The following is an 18,540-nucleotide window of genomic DNA, read 5'->3' as shown; positions in this document are numbered from 1 at the left end:
TTAGGCTCTTCCATCATGAGCACCATCGGATTCTCGCCGGGCACCCAGACGATCGAAGAGCGTCAGACCGTCCCGACGGACGAGGGTGACCACGAGCGGTTCTCGCACTACGTGCCCAAGGACAAGCTCACCGAGGCCATGGTCATGGGCACCCCCGTGATCGCGCTGTGCGGCAAGGTGTGGGTGCCCTCGCGCGCCCCCGAGAAGTACCCGGTCTGCCCGGAGTGCAAGGAGATCTGGGAGTCGATGAACCCCGGCAAGTCCGGTGGCGACGGCTCCGACGGCTCGGGTCCCGAGGCGTGACGGGGCGGCCTGACGCGCCGCTGCCTCCCGCGTGGCCCGACCGGGCCGCCTGGGGCACCGCGCCCTCCCTCCGCGCCTGGCAGCAGGCGGCGATGGACAAGTACCAGGCCGGGCAGCCGCGCGACTTCCTCGCGGTGGCGACGCCCGGCGCCGGCAAGACGACGTTCGCGCTGACCGTGGCGGCCGACCTGCTCAGCCGTCGCGTCGTCGACCGGATCACCGTCGTCGCGCCCACCGAGCACCTCAAGACCCAGTGGGCGGAGGCGGCCGCGCGCGCCGGCATCCCGATCGACCCGGCCTACTCCGCGGGCAAGGGCAGGACGTCCGACGACTACGTCGGGATCGCGGTCACCTACGCCGGCGTGGCGGTCAACCCGCTCGCCATGCGGATCCGCACCGAGCGGTTCAAGACGCTGGTGATCCTCGACGAGATCCACCACGCAGGTGACGCCCTGTCGTGGGGCGAGGGCGTGCGCGAGGCGTTCGACCCGGCCACCCGCCGGCTGGCGCTGACCGGTACGCCGTTCCGCTCCGACATCAACCCCATCCCGTTCGTCAGCTACGCCCCCGGCGACGACGGCATCCCGACCTCGGCGGCCGACTTCACCTACGGCTACGCCCACGCGCTCGCCGACCACGTCGTCCGCCCCGTCCTCTTCATGGCGTACTCCGGTGAGATGCAGTGGCGCACCCGTGCCGGCGACGAGGTCGTCGCCCGCCTCGGCGAGCCGCTCACCAAGGACATGCACGCCCAGGCGCTGCGCACGGCCCTCGACCCCCGCGGGTCGTGGATCCCGGCGGTGCTCGAGGCGGCCGACAGGCGCCTGTCGGAGGTACGTCGCCACGTGCCCGACGCCGGCGGGCTGGTGATCGCCGGCGACCAGGAGTCGGCGCGCGCCTACGCCGCGCTGCTGAAGAAGATCAGCGGCGAGTCGCCCACCGTGGTGCTCTCGGACGAGAAGGGCGCGTCGAAGAAGATCGAGAAGTTCACCGCCTCCGAGGACCGCTGGATGGTCGCGGTCCGGATGGTGTCGGAGGGCGTCGACGTCCCGCGCCTCGCGGTCGGGGTCTGGGCCACGACCGTGTCGACCCCGCTGTTCTTCGCCCAGGCCGTCGGCCGCTTCGTGCGTGCCCGGTCCCGCGGCGAGACCGCGTCGGTCTTCCTGCCGTCGGTGCCGCACCTCCTCGAGTTCGCCTCCGACATGGAGGCCCAGCGCGACCACGTCCTCGGCCGCCGGGTCACCGACGAGGACGACATCTTCGCCGCCGAGGAGGACCTCCTCGCCGCGGCGAACGCCGAGGACGGAGCCTCCGACGACCTCGAGATGTCGTGGGAGGCGCTCGGGTCCACCGCGTCGTTCGACCACGTGCTCTACGAGGGCGCCCAGTTCGGCCACTCGGGCGAGGTGCACGTCGGGTCCGAGGAGGAGATGGACTTCCTCGGCATCCCGGGCCTGCTCGAGCCCGACCAGGTGCGCGAGCTGCTGCACTCCCGGCAGAGCGAGCGCGCCCGCAAGCAGAAGTCCGACGGAGTCGTCGACCGGGTCGTCGACTCGGTGCAGGAGCTCAGCACCCACCAGCAGCTCGGCGTGCTGCGGCGCGAGCTCAACGGCCTCGTCGCGGCCTGGCACCACCGGACCGGTCAGGCGCACGGCATCACCCACAACGCGCTCCGCAAGGAGTGCGGCGGGCCGCCCGCGGCCGTCGCCAACGCCGAGCAGCTGCACGAGCGGATCAACCGGATCCGCGAGTGGGCCGTGCGCAAGACCTCCTGAACGACCTCCCCGCCTCCGGACTGCCATAGTGGGCCCGTGCCCACCGAGACCTCGCAGACGCTCGACCGCGGCCTGCGGGTGCTCCGCGTGCTCGCCGAGAGCCCCGAGGGCCTGACGGTCACCGAGGTCTCGCACCGGCTCGAGGTCAACCGCACCGTGGTCTACCGCCTGATCAGCACCCTCGAGCAGCACGGGCTGGTCCGCCGCGACGCACGCTCCCGGCTCTTCGTGGGCCTCGGCGTGCTGCACCTGGCGAGCGGCGTGCAGCCCCTGCTCCGGGACCTCGCGATGCCGGTGCTGCGGGGGCTCGCGGAGTCGCTCGGCTCGACCGCGCACCTCACCGTGGCCGACGGCGAGGAGGCGCTCGCACTGGCCGTGGTCGAGCCGTCGTGGACCGACTTCCACGTGTCCTACCGCGTCGGCGCCCGCCACCCGCTGACGCAGGGCGCGGCCGGCAAGGCCATCGGGCTGGTCGAGGGCGACGAGGCGGCGTACGCCGTCACCAGCGGCGAGCTGCAGACCGGCGCCCGCGGCCTGGCCGCCCCCGTGCGGGGCGTCGAGGGGCTCCGCGCCAGCGTCGGGATCGTGACGCTCGACGGCGCCATCGACGAGGACGTCGTGGCGCCGCAGGTGATCGCTGCCGCGGCGGCCGTCGCCGAGCGGATGCGGTGACCGACGGCGCTCGGGCGACCGCGGTCAGGCGAACGGCTTGATGCCGGGGCCGGGACGGGTGGCGACGTCGCGGCGGCCGGTGACCTCGTGGCCCTCGGCGCAGCGCAGCACCACCTCGACCTCGGCGCCGCAGCCGACGTGCTCGAACTCGACCGGCGAGCCCTCCGGGTCGGCGAGGTAGCGGTCGCCCCACGCCCGCACGGCGACCAGGACGGGGTAGAGGTCGAAGCCCTTGTCGGTCGGGCGGTACTCGTGGCGCTCGCGCTGGCCCGGCTCGCGGTAGGGCTCACGTCGCAGGATCCCTGCGTCCACGAGCACGGCGAGCCGGTTGGTGAGCACCTGGCGGGGGATGCCCGAGTGCCGCCGCATGTCGTCGAAGCGGCGTACGCCGTTGAAGACCTCGCGCAGCACGACCATGCTCCAGCGCTCGCCGAGCACCTCCATCGTGCGGCCGACCGTGCAGTTGTCGGTGGACCACTGGAGGGCGGCGGGCGAGGCGCTCATGACCCCACCCTAGGTCTCGTTGACAGACTCAGCAACCGGTGCGAGGCTGGATCCATGACGCAGACCCAGCAGTTCAGGACCGAGAGCCGCACCTTCACCTGGGCCTCGCCCGGCCAGGCGGACGTGTCCCGCCTGCTCGAGCTCGACGGGCTGCAGCAGCTGCAGGCGATGCGGGACGGCGAGCTGCCGCGACCGCCGATCATGGACACGCTCGGGCTCACCGACATGCGTCCCGAGCCCGGCCGGGTCGTGGTGGAGATGCCCGCGGCCGACTTCCACTACAACCCGCTCGGCACGGTGCACGGCGGCGTGATCTCCACGATGCTCGACACGGCGGCCGCCTGCGCGGTCCACACCACGCTCGCCGTCGGCGAGCTCTACACCTCCGTCGACCTGACCGTGAAGTTCCTCCGGCCGGTCACCGTCGACTCGGGCCTACTGACCTGCGAGGGCACGGTCATCCAGCGCGGGCGTCGTACGGCGCTGGCCCAGGCGCAGCTGACGGACGAGGCCGGCCGGCTGGTCGCGCACGCGACGTCGACCTGCATGATCATGCGGGCGGGGGACTGACCGCCGCGCGCGCCAGGGGGACCACCCGGTAGGGGATCTGCGTGGCCAGTGCGATCACGGTCGTCGAGCGGTCGATCCCCGGCTCGGTGAGGACCAGGTCGATGACCCGCTGCAGGTCGGCGTTGGAACGGGCGACGACGCGCGCCCACATGTCGCCGGCGCCGGTGATCGTGTAGGCCTCGAGCACCTCGGGGATGCCGGCGAGGTGGGTGGCGACGGCGTCGTGGCCGCCGCGCTCGGCCGAGCCCTGGCGGATCTCGAGGGTGAGGAACGCGGTGACGGGGAAGCCGATCGCCTCGGGGGAGAGGTCGGGTCCCCACCCGGTGATCACGCCGGCCGCCACGAGCTTGTCGAGCCGTGCCTGCACGGTGCCGCGGGCGATGCCGAGACGTCGGCTCGCCTCGAGCACGCCGATCCTCGGCTCGGCGGCGAACAGGTCGATCACCTTGCCATCGATCTCGTCCATCTGCGCCCCTCGACTGTGCAACTTGTCCGACGTTTCGTCGTACTGTTGCACACGTTGCCGCAACTCGGCAGTGTTCGACCCATGACGACTGACATCGCCTCGACCGGTGGCGCCCTGACCGTGGACGAGATGAAGGCCGACCTCTCCCTCGAGCAGCTGCGCCAGCTCGTCGGCCTCGTGGAGTACGACGCCGACGCCGACCCGTTCCCCGTGACCGGCTGGGACGCGATCTGCTTCGTGGTCGGCAACGCCACCCAGGCTGCCCACTACTACGCGTCTGCGTGGGGGATGGAGCTCATCGCCTACTCCGGCCCGGAGAACGGCAACCGCGACCACAAGTCGTACGTGCTCAAGTCCGGCTCGATCAAGTTCGTCCTCAGCGGCGCGGTCGCGCCCGACAGCGACCTCATCGCCCACCACGCCAAGCACGGTGACGGCGTCGTCGACATCGCCCTCGAGGTCCCCGACGTCGACCAGTGCATCGCGCAGGCCCGCAAGGCCGGCGCGAAGGTCCTGGTCGAGCCGGAGACCGTCGCCGACGAGCACGGCAAGGTCCGCGTCGCCGCGATCGCGACCTACGGCGAGACCCGCCACACCCTCGTGCAGCGCACCGTCGACGGCGAGACGTACGCCGGTCCGTACCTCCCGGGCTACGTCGCCGTCCAGCCGCGCTGGGAGAAGAAGGACGGCCAGCCCAAGCGCCTCTTCCAGGCCCTCGACCACATCGTCGGCAACGTCGAGCTCGGCCGGATGGACGAGTGGGTCACCTTCTACAACAAGGTGATGGGCTTCGTGAACATGGCCGAGTTCATCGGTGACGACATCGCCACCGACTACTCGGCGCTCATGTCGAAGGTGGTCGCCAACGGCAACCACCGCGTGAAGTTCCCGCTCAACGAGCCCGCGGTCGCGAAGAAGAAGTCGCAGATCGACGAGTACCTCGAGTTCTACAACGGCCCGGGCGCCCAGCACCTCGCCCTCGCCACCGGCGACATCCTCGCCACCGTCGACGCCCTGCGCGCCAACGGCGTGGAGTTCCTCAACACCCCTGACTCCTACTACGAGGACCCCGAGCTGCGCGCCCGCATCGGCGAGGTGCGCGTGCCGATCGAGGAGCTGCAGAAGCGCGGCATCCTCGTCGACCGCGACGAGGACGGCTACCTCCTCCAGATCTTCACCAAGCCCCTCGGCGACCGGCCGACCGTGTTCTTCGAGCTCATCGAGCGCCACGGCTCCCTCGGCTTCGGCAAGGGCAACTTCAAGGCGCTCTTCGAGGCCATCGAGCGCGAGCAGGACGCACGCGGCAACCTGTAGGTCCCACCCGAGCGGTGAGTGAGACACGTTCCGGAGCCCGGAACCATGTCTCACTCACCGCTCGTCGCATGTCCGCACACCGAGCGGTGAGTGACGCAGGTTCTGGGCCTCGGAAAGCTGTCTCACTCACCGCTCGTCGCGTTCTCCTAGGCTTGGACCCATGATGATCCGACCGGCCGAGCTGGCCGCGATCAAGGCGGGCACGATCGACCTGGCGTTCCGCCGATGGGCGAAGCCGCGCGTGGTCGTCGGCACCCGGATGCGCACGGGGGTCGGGGTGATCGAGGTGACGAGCCTCGAGCAGGTCAGCGTCTCGGTCCTGCGGGCGGAGGACGCCCGCCGGGCCGGTGCGCCGTCGCTGGCGGCGCTCAAGCAGGGACTGGCGGCGCGCTCGGAGGACCCCGCCTGGCGGATCGGGCTGGCGTACGCCGGACCGGACCCGCGCGAGGCGCTCCGGGCCACCGTCCCGGACGCCGACGAGCTCGCGACCATCAACGCCCGGCTCGACCGCCTCGACGCGGCGTCGTCGTACGGCGCGTGGACGCGGGAGACGCTCGACCTGATCGACCGCAACCCCACTGTCCGCGCGCCCGACCTGGCGGCACAGGTGGGCCGGGAGACGCAGGACTTCAAGAAGGACGTCCGCAAGCTCAAGGAGCTCGGCCTCACCGAGTCGCTGGCGATCGGCTACCTGCTCTCGCCGCGTGGCGAGGCGGTCGTCGACGCCGGCCTGCCGGAGCCCCGGGTGCGGGCCCCTCGTGAGCAGGGCACCCCGCTGCCCCGCAACATCGGTGCGCCCGCCACCCGCGCCCTGCGCGAGGTGGGCGTGACGACGCTCGAGCAGGCGGCGTCGTACAGCGCCGCGCAGCTGGCCGCGATGCACGGCGTCGGGCCGGTCGCGATCGCGCGGCTCGGCGAGGCGCTCGCCGAGCAGGGGAGCGGGCTCGCCGGCTAGAGCGGCGCTCCGTCGCAGCAGTTGGCCTTCATGTGGCAGTGCGGGCAGAGCCAGCGGGTCGAGATGGGGTCGAACTCTTCCCCGCAGTAGTCGCACGGCATGGGAGGACGCTACTACGCCAGGTCGCCGACGAGCTCGCTCTCCGCCTCGACGACGCCGTGGTGCGTCGGGTCGGACGCGAGGGCCGAGGAGATGGTGCGCGAGCCCGCAGCCACGACGACCACGCCGACCGCCACGGCGGCGGCACCGAACCAGAACGGCGCGTGCAGGTCGACCCGCTCGGCGAGCTTGAGGGCGACGAACGGTCCCACGGCACCGCCGGTGAAGCGGACGAAGGAGTAGGCGGCGGAGGCGACCGGCCGATCCACCGGAGCAGCACCCATCACGGCCTCCGTCACCAGCGTGTTCGTCACTCCCAGGAAGGCTCCGGCGACCACGATGCCGGCGGTCACGACCGTCTCGTGGCCCGCCCCCAGGGCCATCGCGGCCAGGTCGAGCGAGAAGAGCGCGAGGACAGCGGTGAGCGTGGGCAGGGTGCCGAAGCGGCGCTGCAGCACCGGGGCCAGCCAGACGGACGTGACGGCCAGCAGCAGGCCCCAGCCGAAGAACGTCCAGCCGATGCCCATGATCGAGTAGGTGGGCAGGGCGAACGGCCCGGCGGCCATCAGGGTGAAGAAGCCGAGGTTGTAGAAGATCGCGACCAGGGCGAGCAGGAGCAGCGCCCGGTGCCGCAGCGCCCGGAACGGGTCGAGCAGCGACGTACGCCGCCCGGCCGGGGGAGTGGCGGGGAGGAAGAACGCGGTCGCGACGAGCGCGACGGTCATGAGGGCCGAGACGCCGAAGAAGGGTCCACGCCACGACACCTCACCGAGGAGGCCGCCGATGAGCGGACCGGAGGCGATGCCCAGGCCCAGCGCCGCCTCGAACAGGATGATGGCCTGGCCCACCGGGCCGGCGGACGCGCTGACGATGGTTGCCAGGGCGGTCGCGACGAAGAGGGCGTTGCCCAGACCCCACCCGGCCCGGAACCCGATCACTGCTCCGACGCTGTCGGAGAGGCCGGCCAGGGCGGCGGAGACGATGATGAGGGCGAGCCCGGCGAGCAGCGTGCGCTTGGGCCCGATCCGGCTGGAGACCACGCCGGTCACCAGCATCGAGACGCCCATCACGGCCATGTAGCTGGTGAAGAGCAGCGAGACCTGGCTCGGGCTGGCCTCGAGCCGCGCGGCGATCTCCTTGAGGATCGGGTCGACGAGGCCGATGCCCATGAAGGCGATGACGCACGCGAAGGCCACGGCCCACACGGCGCGCGGCTGGCGAAGGATCGACGGGCTGCTCACAGGGTGTCCTCCTGGGGGTTCGGTCGGAGGATGTCGCGCATGACCGCGACCGCGGTGGCGACCTCCTCGGCGGTGTGGTGGGTGTCGGCAAGCCGGGTGGTGACCAGCTCGGCGTTGAGGCGGCGGATGCGCGCGAGCTCGGCGTTGCCGGCGTCGGTCAGCTCGACGACCTGGGCCCGGCCGTCGGTCGGGTGGGGGCGCCGGCTCACCAGCCCCTGCTCCTCCAGTCCCCTGACCGTGGCGGTCATGGTGGGCTGGCTGCACCGGTCGGCGACGGCGAGCGCGGTGACACCGGACGGCCCCAGCTCGTCGAGGATCGACAGCGCACGAGCCCCGGCCGGGTGCTCGACCTCGCGACGCACGGCGCGGGTCAACCGCGCCGAGAGCACCACGAGGTCGCTCGCGAGCTCGCGGAACGACGGGTCCGGGTCGGTCGAGGAGGTCACCGCTCCAAGGTACATAGGAAACCTATGTACATCCAGACGCCGCCCTGCGACCTCGATCACAGGGCGGCTCGCGCGATGCGGTGCGAGCGCAGGCGATCAGTGCGCGATGAGCCCCACGCCGAGGGTCCCCATGACGACCGCGATGCCCGAGTCCAGGACGCGCCAGGCGCCCGGGCGGGCGAAGAGGCCGCGGAGCAGGCGCGCGCCGTAGCCCAGGCCGAAGAACCAGAGCAGGCTGGCGAGCAGGGTGCCGGCGAGGAACCACCAGCGGTCGGTGCCGAAGCTGTTGGCCACGGTGCCGAGCATGAGGACGGCGTCGAGGTAGAAGTGCGGGTTCAGCCAGGTGAGGGCCAGCGTCAGGAGCACTGCCCGGCCGGCGGTCATCGAGGTGGACTCGCCGGCGTCGAGCGCCGCCGGGCGCCACGCGCGCATCGCGGCGTGCACACCGAAGGCGATCAGGTACAGGCCGCCGAGCAGCTGGGCCACGGGCAGCACCGCGGGCCACCGCTCGAGCACGACGCCCAGGCCGGCCACGCCGGCCGTGATCGCCACGACGTCCGAGATCAGGCAGGTCAGCACGATCGGCAGCACGTGCTCGCCGCGGATGCCCTGACGCAGGAGGAACGCGTTCTGCGCGCCGATGGCGACGATGAGGGCGAGTCCGGTGAGCAGACCGGTGAGAGCAACCTGGAACATGAAGACAACGCTAGGTCGCGTCGCATGTTCAATCCAGCGAAGGATTCTGAGCAATCATTAGGATGTCTAAGTATGAAAGACATCACCCAGCTCGACCCTGTGGCCCTGCGCACACTGGCCGTCGCCGTGCGGCTCGGCACCTTCGAGGCGGCGGCCCGCGAGCTGCACGTCACCCCCTCTGCGGTGAGCCAGCGGATCAAGGCGCTGGAGACCCGGATCGGCCGCGTCCTGCTGCACCGCGTGAAGCCGCTGGAGCCCACCGAGGCGGGCCTGGTGCTCGTGCGGCTGGCCACGCAGACCGAGCTGCTGGAGCGGGAGGCCGTCGCCGAGCTCGTCGAGGAGGCCGACGCGGACGGGACGTCGTACGCCTCCCTCCCGATCGCGGTCAACGCGGACGCGCTCTACGGGTGGTTCGTCGACGCCCTGGCCGAGGTGCAGTCGCGGCACCGCGTGGTCTTCGAGGTGGTGCGCGAGGACCACACCCGCACCGCGGAGCGCCTCCGGCGCGGGGAGGTGGTGGCAGCGATCACCGGAGAGCCCAAGCCCGTGCCGGGATGTCGCGTGGTGCGGCTCGGGCGACTCCGGTACGCCGCGGTCGCCACCCGCGACTTCCACGCCACCCACTTCGCCGACGGCGTCGGGTCGGGCACGCTGGCGGAGGCGCCGATCGTGGCGTTCGACCGCAACGACTCGCTCCAGCACGACTTCATCCGCCGGGTGACGCGGCGGCACCTCGCGCCGCCGGCGACCTACCTGCCGTCGGTGCGCGAGTTCGACCGGGCGATCCGGGTCGGCATGGGATGGGGTCTCCTCCCGGAGTCCGACGTCGTCGACGAGCTCGACCGTGGCGACCTCGTCGAGCTGGTGCCGGGACGCCGGCCCGAGGTGCCGCTGTTCTGGCAGCACTGGCGGCTCGGCTCAGCGCTGGTCGACGACCTCACCGACGCGGTGGTGGGTGCCGCGCGCGGCTGGATGGCGGGCTGAGCGGGCGGACCGTGCCGCTCGGACAAGATGTTGTGATTCCCCTGACAGTCCCCGTGGCCGGTCCTAGGCTCCGAGCGAGATCGAGCACGGAGCTCGTCACGACCTGATCGGGGAAACCCAGTGGCACGTCGTCGAAGCGCAACGTGGGCCGCCGCCCTCTGCGTCGGTCTGGTGCTCACCCTCAACGCCTGCGGAGGGTCCGGTGAGGCCGCCGCGACCAAGGGCGACGACTTCATGCTCGAGGGCGAGAAGCTCGAGTCCATCCAGGGCCAGGTCGACAAGCTCGGCATCGTCGAGTGGCACGGCCAGCTGCTCACCAAGAGTCCCGACGCCGGCGGCAAGCGGATCTTCGACCTCGACGGCCGCTACAGCCCCTCGACCGGCTACAGCGAGCTGTCGATGGACTCCGCGATCGGCGGCGACGTCCAGCAGGTCGACTACCTCGTGGTCGCAGGCCGCACCTACTTCAACAGCGAGGTCTGGGGCCCCAACGCCGCGGACTGCTGGGCCGACATCACCGACGACCAGGAGGGGCGCAGCTGGGCGCTGCCCACCGACCTGGACCCGACCTGGCCGGTCACCTCGGCCCGGGCCGTCAAGCTCGCCGGCGACGGCGTCGCCGTCGGGGTTCCCGCCGAGGCGGTGCTGACCGGCATGCCGCGCGGCCTCTTCCCCTCGGTCCCGGCGGCACTCGACGGGGTCGAGGCACGGGCCGTCGTCACCCCGCACGGCCACCTGGTCGAGGTGGGCGTCGACGTCCTCAACATGTGGAACGCCCTCCCTGAGGAGGAGCTCGCGGCCATCGACACGCGCAAGGCGGGCTGGTGGGCGATGACGATGAAGGAGTCGCCGGACGGCACGAGCATCACGCCGCCCAAGTACGTCTTCGACCCCGCCGTCACCCCGCCCAGCCAGTGCAAGCGGGGCTAGAGCACCTTCGACAGGAACGACTGCGTCCGCTCGTGGCGCGGCTGGGTGAGCACCTCGCGGGGGTCGCCCTCCTCCACGATCACGCCGCCGTCCATGAAGACGAGGTTGTCGCCCACCTCGCGGGCGAAGCCCATCTCGTGGGTGACGACCATCATCGTCATGCCCTCGGAGGCCAGGTCCTTCATGACCGCCAGCACGTCGCCGACCAGCTCCGGGTCGAGCGCTGAGGTCGGCTCGTCGAACAGCATCATGTCGGGGTCCATCGACAGCGCGCGCGCGATGGCCACGCGCTGCGACTGCCCGCCCGAGAGGTGCGCGGGGTAGGCCGACTCCTTCTCCGACAGGCCGACCTTGGCCAGGTTGGCACGCGCGACCTCGACGGCCTGGTCCTTCTTGCGCCCCTTGACCTTCTCCTGCGCGATGGTGAGGTTGCGCAGCACCGTCATGTGCGGGAAGAGGTTGAACTGCTGGAAGACCATCCCGATCCGGGCGCGGAGCTTGTCGACGTCGGCGTCGGGATCGGTGATCTCGTTGCCCTCGACGAAGATCTTGCCGCTGGTGGGCGTCTCGAGCATGTTGACGCAGCGCAGCAGGGTGGACTTGCCCGAGCCCGAGGGGCCGATCACGCAGACGACCTGGCCGTGGGCGACGTGGAAGTCGATGCCCTTGAGCACCTCGTTGTCGCCGAAGTACTTGTGGAGGTTCTGGACGTCGATCGCCGCGGTGGAGCGGTCGGGGGTCGTGGACGGCGTGGTCTCGGTCATCAGCGGGCCCTCTCCGCGCGGCTCTCCATGCGGCGTACGACGATCGACAGCGGCACCGTGATCAGCAGGTAGCACAGTCCGATCACGATGATCGGGGTCAGGTTGGCGGCGGTGTTCATGCCCTCGCGGCCGAACTTGGTGAGCTCGTAGTCCTCGAGCGCGAGGCCCAGGATGTAGACCAGCGAGGAGTCCTTGGTCAGCAGGATCAGCTCGTTGGTCAGCGGCGGCAGGATGATCCGGAACGCCTGGGGGACGACGACGCTGATCATCGCCCGGCTGTGCGACATGCCCAGCGACCTGGCCGCCTCGATCTGACCCTTCGGCACCGCCTGGATGCCGGCCCGGATGGTCTCGGCCATGTAGGCGCCGCCGACGAGGCCGAGCGCCAGGGTGACGATGCCGAGGTTGCCGAACGGGATCTCGCGATCGGGGAAGGCGAGGTTGAAGCCGACGCTCAGCGCGATGAACACCACCAGGGCGGGCAGGCCGCGGAAGAGCTCGATGATGCCGGTGGCGATCCACCGGTAGGGGCCCACGCTGGACAGCCGCATCAGGGCCAGGACCAGGCCCAGCACCAGTCCGAACGTGAACCCGCACGCGGTGTAGATGATCGTGTTCTTCAGCGCGATCGTGATGACGTCGGGGAACTGGTCCTTGACGACCTCCCAGTCCCAGAACGCCCGCTGCAGCTGGTCCCAGTCGGCGAGCAGGGCGATGGCCAGCACGACGAGGACGAGGACGACGTACTGGACGTAGCGCAGCCTCGCTGCACGCTGGCGGGGACTCGCCATGGATCACTCCTGTCGGGGCACGTTGCTTCGGGCCGGGGTCACCTCGGGGTCACTGCGTGGGTCATTCCGGAGCGGAGCCGAACCACTTCTCGTACGCGGTGTCGTAGTCGTCGCTGGCGATGGCGTCGTTGACGATCGTGAGCAGCTCGTCGTTCCCGTCCTTCTTGACCGAGAAGCCGTAGACGTCGCCGGTCTCGAACTCCGCACCGACCTCGACGTCGGGGTTCTGGCTGGCGAAGTAGTTGAGCAGGCCGTTGTCGTTGACGCCGGCGTCGGCCTTGCCCGTCTTGACGGCCTGCTGCATCAGGGCGGAGTCCTCGAAGGAGACGATCTTGGCGTCATCCGGGGCGTTCTCACGGGTGTAGTCGGCGCCAGTGGTGGCGTCCTGGACCGCGATGGTCTTGCCGGCGAGGTCGTCCAGGGTCGTGTAGCCGGCACCGGCCTTCATCAGCAGTGCCTGCTTGGCCTCGAAGTACTGGTCGGAGAAGTCCATGACGGCCTCGCGCTCGGGCGTGATCGACATGGCGCCCGCGGCGACGTCGCACTGTCCGGTGTTGAGCGCCTCGCCGGAGACGATGGTCTCCCACCCGATGTCGACGACCTTGGTGTCCCAGCCCTCGGCGTCGGCGGCGATCTTCAGCACGTCGACGTCGAAGCCGACGACCTCGCCGCCCTCGGTGAACTCGAAGGGCTCGTAGGGCAGGTGGGTGCAGATGGTCAGCGTGTCGCCCTCCACGAGCGTGACACCCGACTCCGTGGTCGTGCTGGTGTCGTCCTTCGCGCACCCCGCGGCAGCGAGGGAGAGGGCGACGGCGATACCGGTTGCGAGGGCTCGAGTCTTCATGACGCCACCCTAGACCGGGTGTGACCTGGCACTCGCGAAGGCATACTCCCGGTGTGCCCACCTACGTCGCCTTCCTGCGCGCCATCAACCTCGGCGCCACGCGCAAGTTCCCGAAGGACGCCATCAAGGCCGCCACGGAGGCCGCGGGCGGTCGCGACGTGGAGACCTACATCAACACCGGCAACGTCCGGCTGACCCACTCCGCCCGCTCGGTGGCGAAGGTGCAGGCGGCGCTGGAGGAGGCGTACGCCGCCGCGGCGGGCTTCGAGGTGCCGACGGTCGTCTTCACCACCAAGGACCTTGCGGCGCTCACCGCCCGGGCGGAGGAGCTGCACGCCGAGCACGACCCGTCGGGCCAGCACTACGTCACCCTCTACTCGGCCGCGCCGACCCCCGCTGCCGTCGAGGCCGCCCACGCGCTCGAGCACGAGGGGGAGACCGTCGTGGTCGACGGCCGTGCCGCCTACGTCCTGCTCGAGGGCGACATCCACACCTCGAGGCTCCTGGCGTCCAAGGAGGTCACGGCCCTCGGGAAGGGCACCGCCCGCACGGTCAAGGTGCTGCGCACCGTCACCGAGAAGTGGTGCTGACCCCCGCGACCGCTCGACGCTCAGGCGATCTCGACACCGGCCCCAGCGAGCTCGGTGATGGCCGCCGCGGTGGAGTCCTCCGCCACGCCGGCGCACATCGCGGTCAGCACCCGCGTGGTGAACCCCTCGCGGGCGCTGTCGAGCGCGGTGGCCCGCACGCAGTGGTCGGTGGCGATGCCGCACACGTCGACCTCCTCCACCTCGTGGGAGCGCAGCCAGTCGGTCAACGCGTCCCCCGACGACGTACGCCCCTCGAAGCCGCTGTAGGCCGCCTCGTGCTCGCCCTTGTAGAAGACCTCGTCGAAGGGCTGCGGGTCGAGGTTGGGGTGGAACGCCGCGCCCTCGGTGCCGACCTTGCAGTGCACCGGCCACGAGTCGACGAAGTCCGGCTTCGCCGACCAGTGCGACCCCGGGTCGACGTGGTGGTCCTTCGTGGCGACCACCACGTCGTACGCCGGTGCGTCGTCCGCCCGCGAGTGCCAGCGGTGCAGCAGGTCGTTGATGTCCGCCGCAACGCGGGCACCGCCCTGCACGGGCAGCGAGCCGCCCTCGCAGAAGTCGTTCTGGACGTCGACGACGATCAGGGCACGAGCCATGCAGGGGAGCCTAGCGCCGGGTCGCGGTGACGATCCGGTACTCCCACTCGCAGACCAGGCCGTCGCCGTCGCCGCGGTCGTGCGACTCGGCGAGCGCGATGAGGTCGGCCCGCAGCGCTGCGCGGCCCTCGTCGTCCAGCCGGCTCGCTGCCGCGAAGGTCGGCCCGTAGTAGGTGAGGAACAGGTCCGCGAAGGCGGCGCCGTCGGTGAAGCGCTGGGTGACGGTGGCGGTCACGGAACGGACGTCCGTGACCCCGTCGCCGAGGAGCCCGGCGACGACGTCCTCGGTGCCCCACCGCGTGGCGGGTTGCGCGCCCGGAGGGGGCGACACGTGCGCGCCCACCGTGCGGAGGATGCCGCCCACGAACCCCTCGGGCGTCCAGCTCGCCAGCCCGATGCGGCCGCCGGGGCGCGTCACCCGGACCAGCTCGCGCGCAGCCGCGTCGTGGTCGGCGGCGAACATGACGCCGATGGCCGAGAGCACGACGTCGAACGACGCGTCCTCGTGGGGGAGGTGCTCCGCGTCGGCCTCGGTCAGCTCGACGACCAGGTCCTCGGCCGCCGCGCGGCGGCGGGCGATCTCGAGGAGCTCGGGCACGTAGTCGATGCCGACGGACTCGGCCGACCGGCGCGCCGCGGCGAGGGCGACGTGGCCCGTGCCGGTCGCGACGTCGAGCACGCGGTCGGTCGGGCCGACCCCCACGTGGTCGACCAGGTGCTCGGACACCGGGACCGTGAGGGCGGCGATCTTGTTGTAGTCGCCGCTGCTCCACACCTTCTGCTGCTTGTCGCGCAGCTCGGTGAGGTCGGGGCTGGTGCTGCTGGTGGTGGTGCTGGTCATGCGGGTTCCTTTCGTGGTGCCGTCCGGCGACTCCTGTGCGCCGGCGACGGACGTGGTGGCCGCCGAGACGTGCTCGAGCCGGAGTCCGGCCCGTCCCACCGCCTCGGTGACCAGGTCGGCCGAGTCCGCCTCGTAGAGCAGGAAGCACGTCTCGTCCTCGGGGACGAAGAACGACTGCAGGAAGCGCACCGCCCGGCCCTCGCGGGTCAGGTCGGCGCCGGCCCGCTCCGCCACCGCGACGTGGTGCTGCGCGACGGCGGGGTCGCCCTGGGCGACGTAGAGCTCGACGAGGTACTCGGCCATGTGTTCCACGGTGCTCGCCCGGGCAGGGGTGCCGAAACTGCGGATGACCCGAGGAAATGACCCCGGGAACAACCCCAGTTGACAGCCGGGCAGGTGGGTCGCGGCGGCTCAGGGAGCCGTGCGGTCGAGCTCCTCGAGGCGTGGTGCGAGCTCCATCCGGGACCGGATGCCGAGCTTGGTGTAGGCGTTGCGGAGGTGGAACTCCACGGTGCTGACCGTGACCACCAGCGTCCGGGCGATCTCCTTGTTGGCGAGTCCCTGCACGGCGAGGTCGGCCACCCGCCGCTCGGTGGTGGTGAGGCGGCCGGGGGAGCTCGGCCGACGCGCGCCCACCCGCTCGAGCTCGGCGCGGGCGGCGTCCGCCCAGCCCGGGGCGCCCTGCTCCTCGAAGAGGCGGACCGACCGCTCGAGCGACTCGCGGGCGCCGCCCCACTTGCGCGCCCGACGCTGGGCCCGGCCAAGCGCGAGCCAGGTCCTCGCCGCCTCGGCCGCGAGCCCGTGCTCGTCGTACGCCGCGGCCACGCCGGCCAAGGCCTGCGCGTCGCGGTCGGACCACGCCCCTGCGAGCGAGACGGTTGCGGCCCCGCGGGCGGCGGTGAGCCGGGCCCACCTGTGGTCCTGCAGGTCCGCGGCCTCGTGCAGCGCCTCGACGACCGTGCGCGCGTCCTCGCGGTCGTCCTCGGAGCCGGTGTCGACGAGGGCCTCGACGAGGTCGGGCGCGGCGGGGAAGGTGCCGGGGTCGAGCACTCCCTGCGCACGCGTGTGGGCCCACACGGCACGCAGGTGCCGGACCGCCTCGTCGGGGCGGTGGTCGAGGAGGGCCGCCACGCCGAGCGCCCGGGTCGCCTCCAGCCAGTCCCAGCGGATGCCGGTCTCCTCGGCCTGCGCCACCGCCCGCTCGCCCCACTCGCGGGCGCCGGCGGCGTCCCCCCGGCCGGCTGCGAGCAGGCTGCGGCACCGCTCGTACATCGGCCAGTGCAGCAGGCTGCTGTCGGTCGAGGCGGCCCACTCGTCGAGCAGGTCCTCGGCGTCGTCCCACCGGCCCAGGCGCAGCTCGAGCTCGCAGAGGTGGAGCCGGGCGAGTGCGTACGGGTTGGGCTCGCCCCGGTCGGCGGCGAGCGAGCGGAACGCCTCGAAGCGCTCGCGGGCGGGCCCCGGCTCCCCGCGCCAGACGTGCTGCTGGCCCACGACGCGGCCGGGCGTCCGGGCCAGGTACGTCGACTCGCACGCGATGGCGTCGTACCGCTCGAGGAGGTCGTCGAGGGGCCGGCCGCGCAGCGCGGAGGTCCAGATCCGGGTGTAGAGCGCCAGCCGTTGGCCCCCTGCCGACCCGGAGGCCGACGCGACCACTGCCTCGGCGGCCCGAGCGTCGGCGACGGCGACGTTGCGGACCTCGATGACCGCCTCGTTCTCGGCGAGGTGGCTGAGCACCCGCAGGCGCAGCGCGTGGTCGTCACCGGCTTCGTCGAGCGCCCGCTGGAGGAGCGCGAGGATGTCGTCGTTTCCGTGCACGACGCCCCCGGTGAGGAGCACGTGGGCGCGGACCCGGTCGGCCCGGTCGGGGAGGCTCGCGGCTCGGGGGGTGAGCAGGTCGGTGAGGCGCTGCTTCTCGCCGGCCATCTGCAGCAGCTTGGCCAGCAGCATCACCCGCCCTGCGTCGGCGTCGCCGGGCGGGGTGAGACGCAGGGCGTGGCCGGCGAGGTCCGCGGCCAGCCGGATCGCGCCCCGAGCCGTCGCCCGCGCGACCGCCCCGTCCAGACGGGCGGCGAGCACCGCGTCGGGCTCGGTGGCGGCCAGGGCCAGGTGCAGCACCCGGCGCTGGTCGTCGGAGACCACCGCGGCGACGTCGGCGTGCAGTCGTCGTACGTCGTCCGTCGACGCCGCGCGCCGGGCGGCCTCGGCGAGCAACGGGTGGGCCGGCCGCACCCGCTCCCCGTCCACGTCGACGATGCCGGTGGCGGACGCGCCGTCCAGTGCGTCGGGCCCGGTCAGGTCGCGCAGCTGCGGCGCGCGCAGGTCGGCGTCGAGCGCCAGCGCAAGGAGGAGCCGGCGCGTCGTCGGGTCGAGGTCGGCCACGCGGAGGCCGAGCAGGTCCTCGACGGCATCGGGGACGGGCAGCTCGTCGCCCACCGTCGTCAGGTCGGTGCCCGCCAGCATCCGGCCGACCTCGAGGGCGAAGAGCGGGTTGCCCAGCGTCGTGTCGTAGACGCGGCGAAGCAGGTGGTGGGGGAGCCGCAGGCCGAGCCGGCTCGCGAGGATCTGCCGCGTGCCGCCGAGGGTCGTCGACCGCACCACGAGGCGGTCGACGCGCTCGTCGCCGAACGCTCCCTCCACCGCGCTGCGGGGGCCGGGACGGCGCGCGAGGAGCACCGTCACCCGGTCCTGCAGCCGGCGTGCGGCGTAGGCGAGGGCGGCCTGTGACGACCGGTCGAGCCACTGCAGGTCGTCGACGGCGACGAGGAGGTGCTGCTCGCGGGAGAGGGAGCGCAGGCTCGAGAGCAGCGCGAGCGACACGACCTGCTCGGAGGGCGGTTCGTCGCCGGGCTCGGCCCGGTAGAGCGCCACCTCCAACGCGCGCAGCTGCGGCGCGGGGACCGACGTCAGCTCGTCGACGGAGACCTCGTCGAGCAGGTCGATGAGCCCCGCGAAGGGGAGCCCGGTCTCGGAGGCGCTCGCGCGCGCCACCAGCACCCGCATCCCGCGGTCGCGCCCGCCGGCCAGGCCGTGCTCCCACAGGCTGGTCTTGCCGACGCCCGGCTCGCCCTCGAGCACCAAGGCCTGCACCGAGGTCGGCTCGCGGTCGAGCACCTCGGCGATCATCACGAGCTCGGCGTCGCGCGCGACGAGACCCATGTC

20 protein-coding genes are annotated in these 18,540 nt (G+C 72.1%); 9 read left to right on the top strand and 11 right to left on the bottom strand.

The window, feature by feature from the left end; translation table 11 throughout:
* The first annotated feature begins 15 nt into the window (after positions 1 to 15).
* The 3 genes from AC3A3L_RS11065 to AC3A3L_RS11055 are packed head-to-tail and all read left to right on the top strand — an operon-like array spanning position 16 to position 2,750.
* Entirely contained in the window at positions 16 to 303 is a 288-nt protein-coding gene (locus AC3A3L_RS11065) for a DUF3039 domain-containing protein (RefSeq protein WP_487640077.1), read from the top strand.
* Complete coding sequence (locus AC3A3L_RS11060; protein ID WP_487640076.1) at positions 300 to 2,078, top strand: DEAD/DEAH box helicase; 1,779 nt, start codon at positions 300 to 302, stop codon at positions 2,076 to 2,078. Before AC3A3L_RS11065 ends, AC3A3L_RS11060 begins: the two co-directional genes overlap by 4 nt.
* A gap of 36 nt (positions 2,079 to 2,114) precedes the next feature.
* The gene (locus tag AC3A3L_RS11055; RefSeq protein WP_487640075.1) at positions 2,115 to 2,750 is read left to right on the top strand and encodes an IclR family transcriptional regulator; all 636 of its coding nucleotides are present in this window, start codon (positions 2,115 to 2,117) and stop codon (positions 2,748 to 2,750) included.
* Between the two features lie 24 nt (positions 2,751 to 2,774).
* On the opposite strand, the gene AC3A3L_RS11050 is transcribed toward AC3A3L_RS11055, so the two are convergent.
* The gene (locus AC3A3L_RS11050) at positions 2,775 to 3,254 is read right to left on the bottom strand and encodes a winged helix-turn-helix transcriptional regulator (RefSeq protein WP_487640074.1); all 480 of its coding nucleotides are present in this window, start codon (positions 3,252 to 3,254) and stop codon (positions 2,775 to 2,777) included.
* A 54-nt stretch (positions 3,255 to 3,308) separates the two neighbouring features.
* On the opposite strand from AC3A3L_RS11050, the gene AC3A3L_RS11045 reads away from it, so the two are divergent.
* The gene (locus AC3A3L_RS11045; protein ID WP_487640073.1) at positions 3,309 to 3,824 is read left to right on the top strand and encodes a PaaI family thioesterase; all 516 of its coding nucleotides are present in this window, start codon (positions 3,309 to 3,311) and stop codon (positions 3,822 to 3,824) included.
* Here the strand turns inward: AC3A3L_RS11045 and AC3A3L_RS11040 are convergent.
* Positions 3,805 to 4,290, bottom strand: a complete 486-nt coding sequence (locus AC3A3L_RS11040) for an Lrp/AsnC family transcriptional regulator (RefSeq protein ID WP_487640072.1) — start codon at positions 4,288 to 4,290, stop codon at positions 3,805 to 3,807. The two genes, AC3A3L_RS11045 and AC3A3L_RS11040, sit on opposite strands and share 20 nt — an antisense overlap.
* An 81-nt stretch (positions 4,291 to 4,371) precedes the next feature.
* On the opposite strand from AC3A3L_RS11040, the gene hppD reads away from it, so the two are divergent.
* Together hppD and AC3A3L_RS11030 are read left to right on the top strand one after the other, a co-directional pair.
* Positions 4,372 to 5,604 carry a 4-hydroxyphenylpyruvate dioxygenase gene (gene hppD / locus AC3A3L_RS11035; protein WP_487640071.1) on the top strand — a complete coding sequence of 411 codons (1,233 nt, stop codon included), beginning with the start codon at positions 4,372 to 4,374 and terminating at the stop codon, positions 5,602 to 5,604.
* 160 nt (positions 5,605 to 5,764) lie between these two features.
* Entirely contained in the window at positions 5,765 to 6,559 is a 795-nt protein-coding gene (locus tag AC3A3L_RS11030) for a hypothetical protein (protein ID WP_487640070.1), read from the top strand.
* Positions 6,560 to 6,672: 113 nt separating this feature from the next.
* Here AC3A3L_RS11030 and AC3A3L_RS11025 read toward each other — a convergent pair whose 3' ends face one another.
* From AC3A3L_RS11025 to AC3A3L_RS11015, 3 genes are all read right to left on the bottom strand, one after another.
* Positions 6,673 to 7,899 (bottom strand): MFS transporter, encoded by a 1,227-nt coding sequence (locus tag AC3A3L_RS11025; protein WP_487640069.1) that lies wholly within the window; start codon positions 7,897 to 7,899, stop codon positions 6,673 to 6,675.
* Positions 7,896 to 8,345 carry a MarR family winged helix-turn-helix transcriptional regulator gene (locus tag AC3A3L_RS11020; RefSeq protein ID WP_487640068.1) on the bottom strand — a complete coding sequence of 150 codons (450 nt, stop codon included), beginning with the start codon at positions 8,343 to 8,345 and terminating at the stop codon, positions 7,896 to 7,898. The genes AC3A3L_RS11025 and AC3A3L_RS11020 overlap by 4 nt, the downstream gene beginning before the upstream one ends.
* A gap of 96 nt (positions 8,346 to 8,441) precedes the next feature.
* On the bottom strand, positions 8,442 to 9,041 hold the full coding sequence (locus AC3A3L_RS11015) for a LysE/ArgO family amino acid transporter (RefSeq protein ID WP_487640067.1): 600 nt from the start codon (positions 9,039 to 9,041) through the stop codon (positions 8,442 to 8,444).
* A gap of 72 nt (positions 9,042 to 9,113) precedes the next feature.
* Here AC3A3L_RS11015 and AC3A3L_RS11010 point away from each other — a divergent pair, with 72 nt between their 5' ends.
* Positions 9,114 to 10,025, top strand: a complete 912-nt coding sequence (locus tag AC3A3L_RS11010) for a LysR family transcriptional regulator ArgP (protein ID WP_487640066.1) — start codon at positions 9,114 to 9,116, stop codon at positions 10,023 to 10,025.
* 171 nt (positions 10,026 to 10,196) lie between these two features.
* Complete coding sequence (locus AC3A3L_RS11005) at positions 10,197 to 10,955, top strand: hypothetical protein (RefSeq protein WP_487640065.1); 759 nt, start codon at positions 10,197 to 10,199, stop codon at positions 10,953 to 10,955.
* Here AC3A3L_RS11005 and AC3A3L_RS11000 read toward each other — a convergent pair.
* From AC3A3L_RS11000 to AC3A3L_RS10990, 3 genes are all read right to left on the bottom strand, one after another.
* Positions 10,952 to 11,719: an amino acid ABC transporter ATP-binding protein gene (locus tag AC3A3L_RS11000; protein ID WP_487640064.1), complete on the bottom strand. Its 768-nt coding sequence runs from the start codon at positions 11,717 to 11,719 to the stop codon at positions 10,952 to 10,954. The two genes, AC3A3L_RS11005 and AC3A3L_RS11000, sit on opposite strands and share 4 nt — an antisense overlap.
* A complete protein-coding gene (locus AC3A3L_RS10995; protein WP_487640063.1) occupies positions 11,719 to 12,510 on the bottom strand; it encodes an amino acid ABC transporter permease in 792 nt (263 codons plus the stop codon). The genes AC3A3L_RS11000 and AC3A3L_RS10995 overlap by 1 nt, the downstream gene beginning before the upstream one ends.
* Before the next feature lie 61 nt (positions 12,511 to 12,571).
* Positions 12,572 to 13,354 carry a transporter substrate-binding domain-containing protein gene (locus tag AC3A3L_RS10990; protein WP_487640062.1) on the bottom strand — a complete coding sequence of 261 codons (783 nt, stop codon included), beginning with the start codon at positions 13,352 to 13,354 and terminating at the stop codon, positions 12,572 to 12,574.
* 53 nt (positions 13,355 to 13,407) lie between these two features.
* Between AC3A3L_RS10990 and AC3A3L_RS10985 the strand changes: the two genes are divergently transcribed.
* Complete coding sequence (locus AC3A3L_RS10985; RefSeq protein WP_487640061.1) at positions 13,408 to 13,944, top strand: DUF1697 domain-containing protein; 537 nt, start codon at positions 13,408 to 13,410, stop codon at positions 13,942 to 13,944.
* Positions 13,945 to 13,964: 20 nt separating this feature from the next.
* Here the strand turns inward: AC3A3L_RS10985 and AC3A3L_RS10980 are convergent, their stop codons facing one another.
* The 3 genes from AC3A3L_RS10980 to AC3A3L_RS10970 form a co-directional block, all read right to left on the bottom strand.
* Entirely contained in the window at positions 13,965 to 14,540 is a 576-nt protein-coding gene (locus AC3A3L_RS10980; protein WP_487640060.1) for an isochorismatase family protein, read from the bottom strand.
* Positions 14,541 to 14,550: 10 nt separating this feature from the next.
* The gene (locus AC3A3L_RS10975) at positions 14,551 to 15,684 is read right to left on the bottom strand and encodes a methyltransferase domain-containing protein (RefSeq protein ID WP_487640059.1); all 1,134 of its coding nucleotides are present in this window, start codon (positions 15,682 to 15,684) and stop codon (positions 14,551 to 14,553) included.
* A 108-nt stretch (positions 15,685 to 15,792) separates the two neighbouring features.
* Positions 15,793 to 18,537: a helix-turn-helix transcriptional regulator gene (locus AC3A3L_RS10970; RefSeq protein ID WP_487640058.1), complete on the bottom strand. Its 2,745-nt coding sequence runs from the start codon at positions 18,535 to 18,537 to the stop codon at positions 15,793 to 15,795.
* Positions 18,538 to 18,540 lie beyond the last annotated feature (3 nt).

The sequence above is a fragment of the Nocardioides sp. Soil_C_8 genome (assembly GCF_057656315.1).
The sequence above is the reverse complement of the archived record's forward strand: the minus strand, read 5'-3'. Positions and strand labels throughout refer to the sequence as shown.

What these genes read in the sequence shown, in the direction of transcription:
- AC3A3L_RS11015 (WP_487640067.1), bottom strand. Translation starts at nt 9,041, where the DNA reads ATGTTCCAGGTTGCTCTCACCGGTCTGCTCACCGGACTCGCCCTCATC.
- AC3A3L_RS11040 (WP_487640072.1), bottom strand. Translation starts at nt 4,290, where the DNA reads ATGGACGAGATCGATGGCAAGGTGATCGACCTGTTCGCCGCCGAGCCG.
- AC3A3L_RS10990 (WP_487640062.1), bottom strand. Translation starts at nt 13,354, where the DNA reads ATGAAGACTCGAGCCCTCGCAACCGGTATCGCCGTCGCCCTCTCCCTC.
- AC3A3L_RS11065 (WP_487640077.1), top strand. Translation starts at nt 16, where the DNA reads ATGAGCACCATCGGATTCTCGCCGGGCACCCAGACGATCGAAGAGCGT.
- AC3A3L_RS11010 (WP_487640066.1), top strand. Translation starts at nt 9,114, where the DNA reads ATGAAAGACATCACCCAGCTCGACCCTGTGGCCCTGCGCACACTGGCC.
- AC3A3L_RS11050 (WP_487640074.1), bottom strand. Translation starts at nt 3,254, where the DNA reads ATGAGCGCCTCGCCCGCCGCCCTCCAGTGGTCCACCGACAACTGCACG.
- AC3A3L_RS10995 (WP_487640063.1), bottom strand. Translation starts at nt 12,510, where the DNA reads ATGGCGAGTCCCCGCCAGCGTGCAGCGAGGCTGCGCTACGTCCAGTAC.
- hppD (WP_487640071.1), top strand. Translation starts at nt 4,372, where the DNA reads ATGACGACTGACATCGCCTCGACCGGTGGCGCCCTGACCGTGGACGAG.
- AC3A3L_RS10980 (WP_487640060.1), bottom strand. Translation starts at nt 14,540, where the DNA reads ATGGCTCGTGCCCTGATCGTCGTCGACGTCCAGAACGACTTCTGCGAG.
- AC3A3L_RS10970 (WP_487640058.1), bottom strand. Translation starts at nt 18,537, where the DNA reads ATGGGTCTCGTCGCGCGCGACGCCGAGCTCGTGATGATCGCCGAGGTG.
- AC3A3L_RS11000 (WP_487640064.1), bottom strand. Translation starts at nt 11,719, where the DNA reads ATGACCGAGACCACGCCGTCCACGACCCCCGACCGCTCCACCGCGGCG.
- AC3A3L_RS10975 (WP_487640059.1), bottom strand. Translation starts at nt 15,684, where the DNA reads ATGGCCGAGTACCTCGTCGAGCTCTACGTCGCCCAGGGCGACCCCGCC.
- AC3A3L_RS11045 (WP_487640073.1), top strand. Translation starts at nt 3,309, where the DNA reads ATGACGCAGACCCAGCAGTTCAGGACCGAGAGCCGCACCTTCACCTGG.
- AC3A3L_RS11030 (WP_487640070.1), top strand. Translation starts at nt 5,765, where the DNA reads ATGATGATCCGACCGGCCGAGCTGGCCGCGATCAAGGCGGGCACGATC.